Origin of the sequence: Pseudomonas sp. CHM02, assembly GCF_000612585.1 — a bacterium.
Taxonomy (GTDB): Bacteria; Pseudomonadota; Gammaproteobacteria; order Pseudomonadales; family Pseudomonadaceae; genus Aquipseudomonas.
In genome coordinates this window covers 20,318-35,856 of sequence record NZ_JFCA01000066.1, presented here as the reverse complement: position 1 = coordinate 35,856, position 15,539 = coordinate 20,318, and the positions used below count along the sequence as shown (strand labels likewise).

Genomic DNA, 15,539 nt, shown 5'->3' with positions numbered 1-15,539 from the left:
TGGCACCGTGGCTTGAGCCTCAGCGATATCGCGCTGGGCCATGCACTGCTGGAAAAGGCCAGGCACCTGGGGCTTGGCCAGCGGCTGCGCTGGGCATGATTCACCTTGATCCCCAAGGCTTGGCACTCGACGATTTGCTCGCGATTGCCCGCCAGGACATTCCGGCGGATTTCACCGCGCAGGCACGCCAGCGTATCGATGACGGCCACCGGTTGCTGGTGAAACTGGCGGCTGAAGGTACACCGATTTATGGCGTGAACACCGGCCTTGGCGCCGCGGTGGATACTGCGGTGGCGCCCGTGCAGGCGAGCATTCCGTTGGGGCGTGCGGTCGGGGTTGGGCGTTTGGCCAATCGCCAGGAGTTGCGCGCCATCACGGCGGCACGTCTGGCCGGTCTGGTCCAGGGGCGTTCGGGTATTTCACCGGGTGCGGCGGATGCATTGCTGGCGTTGCTCAATTCGGGCGCGGAGCCCGATGTGCCGCTGCTTGGCTCGCTGGGCGAGAGCGACCTGGCGCCGCTGGCACACCTGAGCCTGGCGCTGTCGGTGCAGCTGACCGGCAAAGATGGCTTGGCGCTGGTCTCTGCGAATGCCGCCAGTGTCGGGCTGGGCGCGTTGCTGGTGGCTGAGGCGCAGCGAGCACTGGAGGCTTTGCTGGCGGCGTTGGCCTTGTCGTGCGAAGGCTACCGGGCCAACCTCAGTCCGTTCCAGCCGTGGGCCTCACGCCTGCGGCCGGCAGCGGGGCAAACCGAGCAGTCGGCGGCGTTGCTGCAGTTGCTGGCGGGGGGCGAGCTGGCGGACAGCCCGCGTCGCCTGCAAGACCCCTTGAGCTTTCGCTGTGCCACGGTGGTCCAGGGCGCGGCGCAGCAGGCGCTGCACTACCTGCATGAAATGGTTGAATTGGAACTGCGCAGCGGTGCCGATAACCCGGCGTTGATCAGTGAAGCGGCGCTGGTGCTGGCCACGGCGAACTTCGACAGCACGCACTTGGCGCTGGCCGCTGAGGGACTGGGCCTGGCGTTGAGTCGAGTGGCTGCGTGCAGCGCCGAACGCATTGCCAAGTTGCTGTCGCCGGCCTCCAGCGATTTGCCGCGATTCCTGATCACACGGCCCGGTCATGTCGGCATGGCGGCGTTGCAGCGCACCAGTTCGGCATTGGTGGCGGAAATCGGCCATCTGGCCAACCCCTTGCCAGCGGTGAGCGTGCCGGTGGCGGATCGCGTTGAAGACTACGCAGGTCAGGCCTTGGCCGTGGTCGACAAAACCCGCCGGTTGACCGAGCGGGTGTTGTGGCTGGCCAGCATCGAGCTGATCGTTGCCGCGCAGGCCGTGGATCTGCGCGGCGAGTTGCGCTTGGGGCAGGGCGTTCGACGGATCCATGAAGCGGTGCGCAGCCAGGTGGCGCATCTGGATCAGGATCGCTCCGGTTCGGTGGACGTACTGGCGCTCGCCACCCTCCTCGCATCCACCCCTTTCCCCTTGTAGGAGCCGGCTTGCCGGCGATGAGGCCCTTGAGGGCGCCATCGCCGGCAAGCCAGCTCAGGTGGGCTTATGGCGTCTCGGCGGCCAGGGCGGCAATCACCGCAGGCCGTTCGCCCACCCGCTGTTGAAACGCCGCCAGCGCCGGCCATTTGCCCAGATTGATATCGTGAAATGTCGCCCAGCGCAGCACCACGAACAGGTACGCATCCGCCACCGAGTACTGCGAGCCCAACAGGTAGTCCTGACGCTCCAGGGTTTGCACCAGCACCGTGAAACGCTTGAACAGCGTGGCCAGGAAGGAGGCTTTCACCTCGCCCTGGACGGCGCCGTTGAAGAACACCGCCAACCCGCCGTGAACTTCGGTGGCGATAAAGTTCAGCCATTCCTGCAAACGCACGCGCTCCCAGCTGCCATTGGCCGGGGCCAGGCCGGCGGCGGGTTTCAGGTCGGCCAGGTATTGCAGGATCGCGCTGGCTTCGGTCAGCACCTGGCCGTTGTCCAGTTTCAGCGCGGCGACGTAGCCCTTGGGGTTGACCTTCAGGAAGTCCTCGCCATCGGCGGTGGTCTTGGCCTGGTTGTCGACCAGTACCAGGTCGAACGGCAGCGCCAATTCGCGCAGTACGATATGGGGGGCGAGGGAACAGGCATGGGGGAAGTAGTACAGTTTCATCTGGGGCAGCTCCGTTGAATTTGCGCCAGTCTCGCGGGCATGGCACCTTGCGTAAAATTAAACGTTCAGACCCCTGCCATAAGGACAGCTACTGCCATGATGAACCTGATGCACTGGCGCTTGCTGGTCGCCGTGGCCGATCACGGCAGTATCACCGCCGCCGCCGAGCGCGTGGGTATGACCCAGTCTGCCGCCAGCCAGGCCATGGCCGGCATGGAAGCGACGCTGGGTGCGCAACTGTTTACCCGTGAACCGCGCAAGACCTTGCCCACCGCCCTGGGGCTGAGTGTGATCGAGCAGGCGCGGGTGATGCTCGGGGCCTTGCAGGCGATTCGCAGCACCGTGGACGAAGCCCGCCCTATGCTGCGTGGGACGATTCGCATCGCCAGTTTCCCCATGGTGCTGGCGACCTTTCTGACGCCGTTGTTGCAGCGTTTCCGGCAGTTGTATCCCGGCATAGACGTCACCACCCTGGATGTGACCGACAACGAAGTGCTGACCCTGCTTGAAGCTGGCCTGATCGACCTGGGCGTGGTGCTCAACCCCAAGCCCGAACGCAATGCCACGGTGTTGGGGCGTGACTTCTGGATGGCCGTGCTGCCGACGGGCCATGCGTTGGCACAACGCCCGGCGGATGCCAGCGTGTCGCTTGAGGAACTGCTCGAACAACCCTTCGTGCTCGCCACCGGAGGGTGCACCGCCAATGCCCGCAGCCTGGGCGCAGCGGCGGGCCTGGCATTGCGCGATATCCGCGTGGAAGTGCGTGAATGGAACAGCGCCTTCAGCCTGGTGCGCGAAGGCGTCGGCGTCACGCTGGTGCCGGAGATGGCCTTGCCAGCGCAGCGCAGTGGCCTGCGCGTGATGCCGTTGACGGTGCCGCTGCACCGCGAGTTTGCCTTGGTCGGTTCGCCCGCCCATGCACCGACAGCCGCCACCAGCGCATTGTTAAAAATGCTGGCGGATTAGTGGCCTTGCATAGCGCCAAGCCCTGTCTATGCTGATCAGGAACCGTTGATGACGCTTGGCATATAAAGCGATTCGGATGGTTATTTCCCCATGAAGGTGTGCCAGCAATATCCAAAAAAATGAATGGAATGCGCCTCCCAGGCGCCGGAAATCAAGGGTGATCTGACCATGTTCAACCGCCATCACAAATCCGACCTGCAAGAAATCGAACGTTTCGCCTGCGCACTCACCGAATCCAACGCCAAACTGGCTGCTATCAGCCGCTCCATGGCCATGATCGAGTTCGACCCCAGTGGCGTGATCCTCGACGCCAACGAGAACTTCTGCAAAACCATGGGCTACAGCGCCGAGGAGATTCGCGGCAAGCATCACCGCCTTTTCTGCGACGAGGCCTACACCCATACCGACGCCTACGCCAAGTTGTGGCGCGACCTGGCGCGGGGCGAGGCCCTCAGTGGCACGTTCATGCGCTTGAACAAGCATGGGCAGGAGGTCTGGCTCGAAGCCAGCTACATGCCGGTGCTGGACAAAGACAATCACGTGCAGAGCGTGATCAAAGTCGCGTCGGACATCACCGCACGGGTCCACCACGAGCATGAAAACCAGAGCCTGATCGACGCCATTGGCCGTTCCATGGCGGTGATTCAATTCACGCCCCAAGGCCAGATCCTCAATGCCAACGACAACTTCCTGAAAACCGTGCAGTACTCCCTGGATGAGATCGTTGGTCAGCACCACAGCATGTTCTGCCACCGCAGCGAAGTGGATTCGCCGACCTACAAGGCGTTCTGGGCGTCCCTCAACCGCGGTGAGTACCACTCGCACCGCTTCGAGCGCAAAAACAAATACGGCAAGACGCTGTTCCTGGAAGCCTCCTACAACCCGATCTTCGACACCAATGGCCGCCTGTACAAAGTGGTGAAGTTCGCCAGCGACATCACCGAGCAGGTCACCACCCTGCGCACCGCCGCTGACTCGGCCCACGCCACCTCGGTACAAAACGACGCCTGCGCCCGCAAGGGCTCGGAAGTGGTGCAGCAAACCGTGCAGATCATCGAAGAAATCTCCCACGACCTGAATCAGGCGGCCGAGAGCATCGACGCGGTGAGCAAGCAGTCGGACATCATCGGCGCCATCGTGCAGACCATCCGCAGCATTGCCGAACAGACCAATATGCTCGCGCTCAATGCCGCCATCGAAGCGGCGCGAGCCGGTGAACATGGGCGCGGTTTTGCGGTGGTGGCTGACGAAGTGCGCAGCCTTGCGGCACGGACCAGCCAGGCAACGGTGGAAATTGTCGATGTGGTGCGCAAGAACCACGACTTGTCGGTGAGCGCGGTGTCGAGCATGCAGTCGAGCTTGAGCCGCACGGGGCTGGGGGTGGAACTGGCGAATGAAGCGGGGCAGGTGATCCTGGAAATTCAGGAAGGGTCACGGCACGTGGTGGATGCGATCGGGCAGTTCAACTCGACGCTGCAACTGCAATAACCCCAACCCTGTGGGAGCCGGCTTGCCGGCGATAGCATCACCTCGGTACGTCAGAACTACCGAGGCGCCTGCATCGCCGGCAAGCCGGCTCCTACAGTTGATCAGGGGGCCTGTCAGATCGCGGCCAGGGTTTCTTTTACTGTCTGCGCCTGCGGGTCTGCGGTTTTCGCCGCTACTTGCTGCTCTTGTTGCTGCTTCAAGCGCTCGGCCACTTGCTTGGAGATGGCATCCTGTTTTTCCTGGGACATGTTCTGCACGTCCGCTTCGGTCAAACCCTGCTCCTTGAGCAATTGCTCACGGATGCGCTCGGCCGGGGACTTGCTCATGTAGTCGGCGAACTCCGAGCGGGCGCCGGAGGTGGCGCTGGTCGCCGGCACATCGCTGGTCGACGCGGTGGTCTGCAACTGCACACGGGTCTTGGCGAAGGCTTCGTCGATGCGGTCGGCGGCCTTGTCCAGTTCCTTCTGCGCGGCCGGCACGGTCACGCTTTGCTGCGCGGCCTGCAGGGCACCGCTGTACAGCGCGCTGGCGGCGGCGTTGGCGGGGTCCATGTCGGGCCGTTTGATCTGTTGAACGGTCGACACCGCTTGGGTGTTGTTGTTAACCAGCATGATCGGTCACCTGGGGAAATGTACGGTGCCAGAGCTTGAGCAAATAACATGCCGGGTCGTATGTGCCCGTTTTAACTGGGGTTGGCGTGGCCGACGCGGCAAATATTGTCCCGCCGACGGCCAACCATTGCCGTCAATGGGCGATGTTTTCCAGCGCCAGGTTACGCGTACGCGGCCCGAACCAACTGATGGTAATCATCACGATCAACATGCTGCTGGCGATGAACGCCAATACGCCCGGCGTGCCCAGGTGTTCGAGGATAAAACCGATCAACAAACTGCTGAACACCGTGGACAAACGGCTGAACGAGTAGCAGAAGCCCACCGCCCGCGCGCGGATGTTGGTGGGGAACAGCTCGCTCTGGTACGAGTGATAACTGAAGCTCAGCCAGGCGTTGCAGAAGGTGATCATCACGCCGCAAATCACCAGGCCCACGGCGGTGGTCTGCAGGGCAAACAGGCTGCCGAAGATCATCGCGCCCAGGGCTGAGCCGACGATCTGCCATTTGTTTTCAAAGCGATTGGCCACCTTTACGAACAACAGCGGCCCCAGCGGATAGGCGAGGGTGATGATGAAGGCGTAGAGCAAGCTGTGGGTCACGCTGACGCCCTGGCCTGAAAGCAGTGCGGGCAGCCAGTTGCCGAAGCCGAAGAAGCCGATGGCCTGGAACACATGGAACACAATCAGCATCAACGCGCGACGGCGGTACGGCGGTTGCCAGATATCGGCAAAGCGGCCGCTGCCTTGAACGCTGACGGCTTCGGGTTCGGGCTCATCCAGCGGCTTGCCGTGATCGGTCTGGCAGCGCGCTTCCAGGCTGTCCATGATCGTGCCGGCTTCGTCAAAGCGGCCTTTTTGCGCGAGCCAGCGCGGGGATTCCGGCAGGCGCTTGCGCAGTTGCCAGATAAACAGCGCAAACACCGCACTGCTCAGCACCACCCAGCGCCAGCCCGATACGCCGAACGGCGCCTGGGGCACCAGCCACCACGACATCAATGCCACCGCCGGCACCGACAGGAACTGGATAAAGAACGCAAAGGCGAACGCCGAACTGCGCATGCGCTTGGGCACCAGTTCCGAGAGGTAGGCGTCGATGGTTACCAGCTCGATGCCCAGCCCAATGCCCACGAGAAAGCGCATGCAGATGATGCCCAGTGCAGAGGTCTGGATGCCCATCAACACGGTGGCGACGGTGTACCAGATCAACGCAAAAGTGAAGATTGCCCGGCGCCCGAAGCGGTCGGCGATGGGGCTGAGCAGGCTGGCGCCGAGAAACAGGCCGAGGAAGGTGGCGGAGGCAAAGGCGGCCTGGTCCGAGAAGCCGAATATGCCTTCGCTGCCGGTGTGGAAAATCCCGTCGCTGATCAGGCCGGGGCTGATGTAGGCAGTCTGGAACAGGTCATACAGCTCGAAAAAACCGCCGATCGACAGCAGCGCCACCAGGCGCCACACAGTGGCGACAGCTGGCAGGCGGTCGATGCGTGCGCTGATGTGGGCGGCACGGATCGGGTCGATGCCGTCGGTACTAGAGAGTGCGGGCATGGGGAAACTCAATAAGTGATCGGAATCTCGAATGTTTGAAACGCGTCATCCTGGGGATGGTAACCCAGCACCCGTGTGGTCTCGCTCAAGTCCAGGCGCTTGAAGCGGTTATTGGAAATACCGTGGGCGATCAGGTGCTTGACGCCCTCGGCCTCTACCGAGCGTTGCAGCAACTGCACTGCATCACGCGGGCTGAGCCACGCGCTGAGGTCGCGGGCGTTGTTGAGGTCGTGGGTTTCGGGGAATTCGAAGGCGCCGATGCGCAGGGCAATCGTCGACAGCGGGGTTTTCGCCGCGTAGTAGCCGCACAGCGCCTCGCCGTAGCATTTGCTCACGCCATACAGGTTGGCGGGCATCACCGGCATGCCCGGTGTTATCTGACGGTCCACCGGGTAGCCCTCGATGGTTTGTGCACTGCTGGCGAACACCAGGCGCTTGACCCGCGCAGTCACAGCGGCTTCGAACAGGTAGGTGGTGGCGAGAATGTTGTTGGGCAGTAGTTCATCGAACGAGGCACTGGCATGGGGGATGCCCGACAGGTGCACGATCACGTCGATGCCTTCGAGCAGGTTGGCGAGGCTGGATTTGTCGCTGAGGTCGGCGTGCACGAAGCAATGCTCGCCCAGGTCGAAGTCCGGCGCGACGCGGTCGGTGAGGGTGAAGCGGTAGCGGTCTTTCGAGGCTTCGAAAAACGTCTTGCCGATTCTGCCGCAGGCGCCGGTGAGCAGTACGTTGAGTCCTTTCACGTGTAGTCCTTGCTGTCAGTTGTGACCGTCGAGGGCGAAGGTCTTGAAGCCGGCGTGCTGGCCGAGGCGTTGATAGTACGCCGCAATGGCGGGGTAGGGCGGCCGCTCCATGGGCGTCATCTGCCAGCGGTGCACCGAGAGACCGATGAGGATATCGGCGAGGGTGAATTCGTCGCCGGCCACGTAGGCGCTTGTCTTTGTCAGCTGTTGTTCGAGGATGCCCATCTTGTCGTTCCACACCTGCACGGCGGCGGCAATCTGCGTTGCGTCCAGGCCGTCCGGGTTGTTGCGCACCAGGGCGGTGAAGGCGTCGCCCCAGGCGCGGTTGAGTTCGACGGCTTGCCAGTCGATCCATTGCTCGACCCGGGCGCGCGGTGCCGGCTCGGCGGGCAGCAGGTCGTGACGCTGATAGAGGTTCACGAGGTAACGACAGATGGTGTTGGATTCCCACAGCACGCCATGGTCATCGATCAATACGGGGACCTGGGCGTTGGGGTTCAGGGCCAGGAATTCGGCGGAATGGGTGGGCTTGAAACCGATGCCCCAGTCCTCGCGCTGGTAGTCGATGCCCAGTTCCTGGCAAGTCCAGAGCACTTTGCGCACGTTGATGGAGGACGTGCGGCCCAAGATTTTCAGTGAGTGTCCCATGGTGCTTCCCTGGCGGTGGAGAGCAGCCAATCTAGCAGGGGCAGGAGGCTACGGCGATATTTCCAAGTGGGCACAGTAAAAGCTGTGGGAGTTTGGCTGTCTTTGAAATCGATGGCCAAGTTATGGTCATCAAGACAGTTGCTCCCACATTTTGACCGAGTAGGGCCTTAACAGCGTGGCGTGTGCTGGTCCATCGCCTTGCCCACCAACAGCACGCTCAGCTCACTGAGTTAGTGAATGGCCAGCGCGACATCGCGTTGCTTGCCGGTGAGGTCGTCGGACAGGTCGAGCAACAGGGTGCTGACGGAACACACGGTTTCGTAGCTATTGATCAGCAGGGTTTCGATCGGGATATCGGGGATGACGGTGAACAGCGTGCTTGGCGGATTTTCGATTTGTTTGATCAAAGCAGTGCTCCTGGTTTAGGAGGTCCAAAAGTGGGCTACTAAACCCGATCACCGAGACATTCAGCGACCGGCAAACCTTAGAGACCCCCACCCAGGCGCACAAGCCGGCGGATTCTGACGTAAGCGTAGGCAACCGGGCAAGGCGCTTACCGCAATGTCAGCCGCGTCCTACACGCGTCCTACGTACTCTCCCGCACCTGCAACTCAAACCCCATATCCACCACCGGCTTGGCGATCTTGTTGCCCGCCATGATCGCCAACAAATGCTCCGCCGCGCGCCTGCCAATTGCCTCACGCGGGGTGCTGATGCTGCTCAGGCGCGGCACCATGAACGACGATGCGGGCAAATCGTTAAAGCCCAGCACCGCCACGCGCTCTGGCACTTTGATGCCGTGGCGCATGGCTTCCAGCAGTGCGCCCTGGGCCAGGTCGTCGTTGCCGAAGAAGATCGCATCCACATCCGGATGAGCCGCCAGCAGTTGCAAAAACAACTCGCCACCGAGCCCTACGGAGGAGGGGCGCGGTGTCAGCAATTCCAGCGCCGGGTCATACATGCCGGCCTGTTGCAGCGCGCGGCGGAAACCTTCGCCACGCAGCAACGTGCGTTGGTCCAGTTGCGCACCGATATACGCCAGGCGCTTGCGCCCACGGGACAGCAGGTGCGCCGCCGCTGTTTCGCCCGCGCTCAATTGCGAAAAGCCCACACAGTTCACCCCGGCGTTGGGGTCCAGGTCCATCATGTATACGCAAGGCACATTGCTGGCCTCGACCATCCGTCGGGCACTTTCGGTACGATCAAACCCGGTCAGCAACAAACCCCGTGGCTGATAGGCCATGTAGTTGCGCAGCAGGTTTTCTTCTTCATCGCGCGAATAGTGGGAGTTGCCGATCAGCACTTCAAAGCCTTTGGGCCGCAGCACCTGGTGGATGGCCTCAAGGGTTTCGATAAACAGCAGGTTGGACAACGACGGCACCAACACCACCACCGAATGGCTCTGGGCCGACGCCAGGGCGCGGGCGGCGGGGTTGACCACGTAGTTCAGCTCGGCGGCGGCGTGTTGCACTTTTTCCACCAGTTCGGTGGCGACGGTGCTGATGCCACGCAGGGCGCGAGAGGCGGTGATGGGGCTGACGCCGGCCAGGCGGGCGACTTCGTTAAGGGTCGGGCGACCCGTGGTGCGCAATTTTTTATCGTTCTTGGAGGTCATCAGGCGGCTTGCCAAACAAAAATCGAGGCACTAAGGTAGCGCTGTCTCCAAAGGGCTGCAAATTCTTGAACGTTGGGTTGCCTGATCCGGTTCAAACGATTGGAGAGGATGCACGCGTCACTCCATAAAAAAAGACAAGACGGCGCGGGAAAAGCCTGTTTTTGCACTAGCCTTACAGCGTGCAAAGGTAGCGCTATCTGCGTCCTGAGGTGTTTCATGAGTCAACCTGTTACCGCCCTGGTCATCATGGGTGTTTCCGGCTGTGGCAAGTCCAGCGTCAGCGAGGCCCTGTGCCGCCTGAACGGTGCCACCGCGATTGAAGGCGACAGCTTTCACCCCGCCGCCAACATCGAAAAGATGAGCGCTGGCCACCCCCTCAACGACGACGACCGCGCCGGCTGGCTCGACATCCTGTGCGATGAACTGCGCCGTTCGCTCAAAGCGGGCGAGCACCCCGTCCTCACCTGTTCAGCGCTTAAAAAGAAATACCGCGACCATCTGCGCGAAGCTGCGCCGGGCCTGGGTTTCGTATTCCTGGAGCTGACCCGCGCCGTGGCCGCCGACCGCGTGTCCCACCGCCCCGGCCATTTCATGCCGGCAAGCCTCATAGACAGCCAGTTCGCCACCCTTGAATCGCCCGTGGGCGAGCCGCTGACCGTGGCCCTCAACGCCAGTGAAGACAGCGTCGAGGAACTGGCCGAGCAGACCAACGCCTGGTGGCGGCAACACGGCTTTGAACCAACTCATTAATTTTTTGCCGGAAAAGATAGCGCTGTCCCCGGCAGGAAATTCAACACCCGCTTTAATAACAACAACAAACAGGAGAGACCCCCCATGTTTGGCATGTCCCACGAGTCCTACCTACTGCTCGATGCAGTCGTTACCATCATCGGGTTGATCGTTCTGATCACCAAGTTCAAGGTGCACCCGTTCATTGCACTGATCATCGCGGCCGGCTTCCTTGGCCTGACCTCGGGCATGCCCGTGGACAAGATCATCAAGGCGTTCCAGGACGGCTTCGGCGGGGTGCTCGGCTTTGTCGGCATCATCCTCGCGCTGGGTACGATGCTCGGCAAGATGATGGCCGAATCCGGCGGTGCCGATCAGATCGCCCAGACCCTGATCCGCGCCTTCGGCAAAGAGAAGGTCCAGTGGGCCATGATGTTCGCCGCGTTCCTGGTGGGCATCCCGCTGTTCTTCGAGATCGGCTTTGTGCTGCTGATCCCGCTGGTATTCATCGTCGCGCGCCGCACCGGCGTGTCGCTGATCAAGATCGGCATCCCACTGCTGGCCGGCCTGTCGGCGGTGCACGGCCTGGTGCCACCGCACCCGGGCCCGTTGCTCGCCATCGGCGTGTTTGGCGCAGACATCGGCAAGACCATCCTGTACGGCCTGATCGTCGCCTTGCCGACCGCCATCATTGCCGGCCCGATCTTCGGTACGTTTATCGCCAAGTACATCCCGGGCAACCCGTCCCAGGAGCTGGTCGATCAACTGGCCCGCGAGCCTGAGAACAAAGCGCTGCCGAGCTTCGGCATCACCCTGGTCACCGTGCTGCTGCCGGTGTTCCTGATGCTGCTGAAAACCTTCGCTGATATCGCGTTTGCCGAAGGCCACGTGGTGCGCAACTGGATGGACATGATCGGTCACCCGATCACTGCGCTGTTGCTGGCGTTGCTGCTGTCGCTGTACACCTTTGGCCATCGCCAGGGCATCCACTCCAAGCAGATCCTCAAGCTGCTCGACGCCAGCCTTGCGCCGACCGCCGCGATCATCCTGATCATCGGCGCCGGTGGTGGCTTCAAGCAGATGCTGGTGACCAGTGGCGTGGGGGACGTGATCGGCCACATGGCGGTGAACGCACAGATCAACCCGATTTTGCTGGCGTGGCTGGTGGCGGCGGTGATTCGTGTGGCGACCGGTTCGGCCACTGTGGCGACCATTACTGGCGCGGGCATCGTGGTGCCGGTGGTCGGGATGATTCCGGGGGTTAACCGTGAGCTGCTGGTGCTGGCGACGGGGGCGGGCTCGTTGATCCTGTCTCACGTCAACGATGCGGGGTTCTGGCTGGTGAAGCAGTACTTCAACATGACCGTGGCCGAGACGTTCAAGACCTGGACGGCGATGGAGACCATTCTGTCTGTCGTGGCCCTGATCTTCATCATGTTGTTGTCTTTGGTGGTCTAACAGGCACACCATCAAACTGGGGTGAAAACCCACTTCAAATGTGGGAGCTGGCTTGCCTGCGATGCAGACACCTCGGTGTAGCAGATACACCGAGGTGATGCTATCGCAGGCAAGCCAGCTCCCACATTTTTGATCACATTTCTACAGGTGGATTGCGTCAGGCTTTGGTGACCAGCCCATCCGCCCGGAACATCCCGCGAATCCCGCGCACCGCCTGGCGAATCCGGTCCTGGTTCTCGATCAGCGCAAAGCGCACGTGATCATCGCCATACTCGCCAAAGCCGATGCCCGGCGACACACACACCTTCGCCTCCAGAAGCAACTTCTTGGCAAATTCCAGCGAACCCAGGGCGGCGTATTGCTCGGGAATCTTCGCCCAGACGTACATCGACGCCTTCGGATTCTCGACCATCCAGCCCAGCTCATGCAGCCCCTTGACCAGCACATTGCGGCGCTGGCGGTACTGCTCGGCGATGTCTTTCACGCACTGTTGGTCACCTTCCAGCGCCGCAATCGCCGCCACCTGCAATGGGGTGAAGGTGCCGTAGTCGTGGTAGCTCTTGATCCGCGCCAGGGCGTTGACCAGTTCCGGGTTACCGACCATGAAACCGATGCGCCAGCCGGCCATGTTGTAGCTCTTGGACAGGGTGAAAAACTCCACCGCAATGTCCTTGGCACCCGGCACCTGCATGATCGACGGGGCTTTCCAGCCGTCGTAAACAATGTCGGCGTAGGCCAGGTCATGCACCACCAGCACGTCGTACTGCTTGGCCAGCGCAATCACGCGTTCAAAGAAATCCAGCTCCACGCACTGCGCGGTGGGGTTGGATGGAAAGCCCAGGATCATCATCTTCGGCTTGGGGATCGAGCCGCGAATCGCCCGTTCCAGCTCAGCGAAGAAGTCCACGCCTGGCACCAGCGGCACCGAACGCACCTGGGCGCCGGCAATCACCGCGCCGTAGATGTGAATCGGGTAGCTCGGGTTGGGCACCAGTACGGTGTCGCCCTGGTCCAGGGTCGCCAGCATCAAGTGCGCCAGGCCTTCCTTGGAACCGATGGTGACGATGGCTTCCGACTCGGGGTCGATGTCCACTTCATAACGGTCCTTGTACCAGCGCGAAATCGCCCGGCGCAGACGCGGAATGCCTTTGGAGGTGGAGTAGCCGTGGGTGTCTTCACGCTGGGCGACGGTGACCATTTTCTCCACGATGTGGGGAGGCGTGGCGCCGTCAGGGTTACCCATGCTCAAGTCGATGATGTCTTCGCCGCGCCGACGCGCAGCCATCTTCAGCTCGGCAGTGATATTGAAAACATACGGGGGGAGTCGATCTATGCGCGCAAAGCGGCGCGGCGAACCTTGGTCGGCCATTGTTGCCTCGAGAGTACGTAAGCGCCCGGAACCGTCCGAGCGACGTCGGCCACTGCGGTGGCCTGCGGGGCAGACAATACGGTCGATGATGGCCAGTTGTCCAGATGCGTAGAAAAATTTTCTGCATGGAGTACAGCATGGATATGCCCCTATACTCGATGCGGGTTTGTTCCCTCATAAGAAGGAGACTGTTCGTATGGATCAGCAGACAAAACAACCGTTGGAGCCACGCATGGAAGCCGGTAAAGCCCTGGTGATCGCCGGGGTGCAGGGGCGTTATTCGAAGGCCACCGTGGGCGATATCCCCAAATTGTGGGAGTTGTTCGATACGTGCATCAAAGACATCAAACAGCGCGTTGGCGGTGTGACCTATGGGGTATGCCATAACCCCAAGCATGGCGAATTCGACTACATGGCGGGTGTTGAAGTCCCCACCAAAGGCGACGTGCCGAGCAACTTCGAGTTCATTGAAATTCCGCCGCTCAACTATGCTGTGTTCCCGCATTACGGGCCTGTGCAGGCGCTTGAGCAAACCTACGAGCGCATCATGTTCGAATGGCTGCCGCATTCGGGCTACAAGGTGATGGGCGCGGATTTCGAGCGCTACAGCGCCGACTTTGACGCACGCAAAGGCACCGGTACGGTGGAGATCTGGCTGCCGGTGGGCGAAAGAGTCTGAAGCACTAGCCGATGTCACGTAAACAGGACATTAACGTCTGAAAGTCATGTTTACGTGACATCAAAGGGCTGGGTTAAACACCCTCTTCAATCTGCGCTCATACCCGATCCGCCCTTTATACGCTTCCCCGCTATCGACCCAACCGGCCGACAGATACAACCCCATCGCTGCCACATTGTCGGCGTCCACCGACAATTCCAGGCCCTTGATCTGCGGCCACGCGTCCAGTGCCGCCGCCGGTAGGGCTTGCAAGCAGGCCTTGCCGAATCCACGCCCTTGTTGATGCCGATCCACCTGCAAGGCGTGCAAGGTCGCGCAGTGTTCATCGGCCCAGTGGGGCAGGCAGGGTGGGCGTTTGAGCAGCAGGAAGGCCACGGGCAGGTCGTCGGCGAGCAGGGCGAAGCCTTTGATGGCACCGGGGTTGGGGTTGACCAGCAGGCTGTTCAGCGCACAGTAGATATCACCGGAATACGCCAGTTGCTCGGGATGCACTTGCAGGGTGTCGAGTTGCTGTTTCTGTACAAGGCTCAGCGTCTCATAGGCGACGAGGCGGGTTTCCATCGGTGGTGCATCCGAAATCCTACAAAGAGGCGTGGATTCTAGCGGGTTTGCCGGGGGCGAAATTATTTTTAAGCGGGTTGTCGATTTATCGAAGGGCCATTCGACCAAGGGTGTCTTCAGTGATGTTTTCTACCCAAGGAGTATCGCCATGAGCACTGCCATCAACACCTTGATCGAACAATGGAAACAAGCTGTCACCGCCAAGGATGTCGAGAAAATTGTCAGCTTTTACGCTGACGATATCGTCGCGTTCGACGCCGTTAATGCCCTGCAATTCAAGGGCAAGGCCGCTTACCAGGCGCACTGGCAGGCCTGCATGGAGTTCTGCCCCGGCCCCGGCGTGTTTGACTTTCATGAGCTGCATATCGTCGCCGCAGACGACAGCGCCTTTGCCCACTGGCTCGCCCACTGCGGTGGCACTGGGCCGGATGGCGTGCTCAAGACCTGCTGGATGCGCGTGACGGCCGGCTACCAACGCATCAATGGCCAATGGAAGGTGGTGCATGAGCATTGGTCCGCGCCTTTCGACATGGAAACCGGCACTGGTCTGTTCGACCTGAAACCTTGACCACCGCGATCTATAGTCAGTAGTCCGAAAACGGAGAAACCCATGAAATACCTCTGCCTGATCTACAGCAACGAACAGGTGCTGCACAGCTCGCCGGACAGTCCCGCAGACCCGGAGTGCTTCGCCTACGCGCAGTCTGTTCAAGCCAGCGGGCGCATGCTCGCCGCCGAGCCGCTGGAGTCGGTGACCACCGCCACCACCGTGCGCATGCGCAATGGCAAGCTGTCGATCACCGACGGGCCGTTTGCCGAGACCAAGGAGCAGCTCGCCGGGTTCTACCTGATCGAGGCGCGGGATTTGAACGAAGCGATCCAGGTGGCCGGTGGCATTCCGGCCGCCCGGGTCGGCAGTGTGGAAGTGCGCCCCGTGCGTGAATTGAATCTCTGAACACAACAACCATAAGACTC

The 15,539-nt window shown here is 61.4% G+C and carries 16 protein-coding genes and 2 pseudogenes; 9 read left to right on the top strand and 9 right to left on the bottom strand.

Annotation, left to right across the window (positions count from 1 at the left end):
* The first annotated feature begins 95 nt into the window (after positions 1-95).
* Entirely contained in the window at positions 96-1,484 is a 1,389-nt protein-coding gene (locus tag BM70_RS0128345; protein ID WP_025859157.1) for an aromatic amino acid lyase, read from the top strand.
* 64 nt (positions 1,485-1,548) lie between these two features.
* Here the strand turns inward: BM70_RS0128345 and gstA are convergent, their stop codons facing one another.
* Entirely contained in the window at positions 1,549-2,151 is a 603-nt protein-coding gene (gene gstA / locus BM70_RS0128340) for a glutathione transferase GstA (protein WP_025859156.1), read from the bottom strand.
* Between the two features lie 96 nt (positions 2,152-2,247).
* On the opposite strand from gstA, the gene BM70_RS0128335 reads away from it, so the two are divergent.
* The 3 genes and pseudogenes from BM70_RS0128335 (at position 2,248) to BM70_RS34080 (ending at position 4,605) form a co-directional block, all read left to right on the top strand.
* Positions 2,248-3,117 (top strand): LysR family transcriptional regulator, encoded by an 870-nt coding sequence (locus tag BM70_RS0128335; RefSeq protein ID WP_025859155.1) that lies wholly within the window; start codon positions 2,248-2,250, stop codon positions 3,115-3,117.
* 123 nt (positions 3,118-3,240) lie between these two features.
* A pseudogene (locus tag BM70_RS34085) lies at positions 3,241-4,062 on the top strand (PAS domain-containing protein); the annotation flags it as partial.
* Positions 4,036-4,605: a methyl-accepting chemotaxis protein gene (locus BM70_RS34080; RefSeq protein WP_371262189.1), complete on the top strand. Its 570-nt coding sequence runs from the start codon at positions 4,036-4,038 to the stop codon at positions 4,603-4,605. The pseudogene BM70_RS34085 and the gene BM70_RS34080, both read left to right, overlap by 27 nt.
* Positions 4,606-4,718: 113 nt before the next feature.
* On the opposite strand, the gene BM70_RS0128325 is transcribed toward BM70_RS34080, so the two are convergent.
* The 6 genes and pseudogenes from BM70_RS0128325 to BM70_RS0128300 form a co-directional block, all read right to left on the bottom strand.
* Positions 4,719-5,216: a hypothetical protein gene (locus tag BM70_RS0128325; RefSeq protein ID WP_025859153.1), complete on the bottom strand. Its 498-nt coding sequence runs from the start codon at positions 5,214-5,216 to the stop codon at positions 4,719-4,721.
* Positions 5,217-5,349: 133 nt separating this feature from the next.
* The gene (locus BM70_RS0128320) at positions 5,350-6,759 is read right to left on the bottom strand and encodes an MFS transporter (protein WP_025859152.1); all 1,410 of its coding nucleotides are present in this window, start codon (positions 6,757-6,759) and stop codon (positions 5,350-5,352) included.
* A gap of 8 nt (positions 6,760-6,767) precedes the next feature.
* Positions 6,768-7,505, bottom strand: a complete 738-nt coding sequence (locus BM70_RS0128315) for an NAD(P)-dependent oxidoreductase (RefSeq protein WP_025859151.1) — start codon at positions 7,503-7,505, stop codon at positions 6,768-6,770.
* Positions 7,506-7,520: 15 nt separating this feature from the next.
* A complete protein-coding gene (locus BM70_RS0128310) occupies positions 7,521-8,153 on the bottom strand; it encodes a glutathione S-transferase family protein (RefSeq protein WP_025859150.1) in 633 nt (210 codons plus the stop codon).
* A 167-nt stretch (positions 8,154-8,320) separates the two neighbouring features.
* Positions 8,321-8,560, bottom strand: a pseudogene (locus BM70_RS31640) (DUF6124 family protein).
* A gap of 179 nt (positions 8,561-8,739) precedes the next feature.
* On the bottom strand, positions 8,740-9,771 hold the full coding sequence (locus BM70_RS0128300; RefSeq protein WP_025859149.1) for a LacI family DNA-binding transcriptional regulator: 1,032 nt from the start codon (positions 9,769-9,771) through the stop codon (positions 8,740-8,742).
* Positions 9,772-9,984: 213 nt separating this feature from the next.
* On the opposite strand from BM70_RS0128300, the gene BM70_RS0128295 reads away from it, so the two are divergent.
* Positions 9,985-10,518, top strand: coding sequence for a gluconokinase (locus tag BM70_RS0128295; RefSeq protein WP_025859148.1), 534 nt, complete (start codon positions 9,985-9,987; stop codon positions 10,516-10,518).
* Between the two features lie 84 nt (positions 10,519-10,602).
* A complete protein-coding gene (locus tag BM70_RS0128290) occupies positions 10,603-11,955 on the top strand; it encodes a GntP family permease (RefSeq protein ID WP_025859147.1) in 1,353 nt (450 codons plus the stop codon).
* Between the two features lie 157 nt (positions 11,956-12,112).
* Here BM70_RS0128290 and alaC read toward each other — a convergent pair whose 3' ends face one another.
* Entirely contained in the window at positions 12,113-13,324 is a 1,212-nt protein-coding gene (gene alaC, locus BM70_RS0128285; protein ID WP_025859146.1) for an alanine transaminase, read from the bottom strand.
* Between the two features lie 196 nt (positions 13,325-13,520).
* Here alaC and BM70_RS0128280 point away from each other — a divergent pair, with 196 nt between their 5' ends.
* Positions 13,521-14,003 (top strand): GyrI-like domain-containing protein, encoded by a 483-nt coding sequence (locus BM70_RS0128280; RefSeq protein ID WP_025859145.1) that lies wholly within the window; start codon positions 13,521-13,523, stop codon positions 14,001-14,003.
* A 60-nt stretch (positions 14,004-14,063) separates the two neighbouring features.
* On the opposite strand, the gene BM70_RS0128275 is transcribed toward BM70_RS0128280, so the two are convergent.
* On the bottom strand, positions 14,064-14,564 hold the full coding sequence (locus BM70_RS0128275; protein WP_025859144.1) for an N-acetyltransferase: 501 nt from the start codon (positions 14,562-14,564) through the stop codon (positions 14,064-14,066).
* A gap of 148 nt (positions 14,565-14,712) precedes the next feature.
* Between BM70_RS0128275 and BM70_RS0128270 the strand changes: the two genes are divergently transcribed.
* Both BM70_RS0128270 and BM70_RS0128265 read left to right on the top strand, forming a co-directional pair.
* Positions 14,713-15,132, top strand: coding sequence for a nuclear transport factor 2 family protein (locus BM70_RS0128270; protein ID WP_025859143.1), 420 nt, complete (start codon positions 14,713-14,715; stop codon positions 15,130-15,132).
* Positions 15,133-15,174: 42 nt separating this feature from the next.
* On the top strand, positions 15,175-15,519 hold the full coding sequence (locus BM70_RS0128265; RefSeq protein WP_025859142.1) for a YciI family protein: 345 nt from the start codon (positions 15,175-15,177) through the stop codon (positions 15,517-15,519).
* Positions 15,520-15,539: the final 20 nt, after the last annotated feature.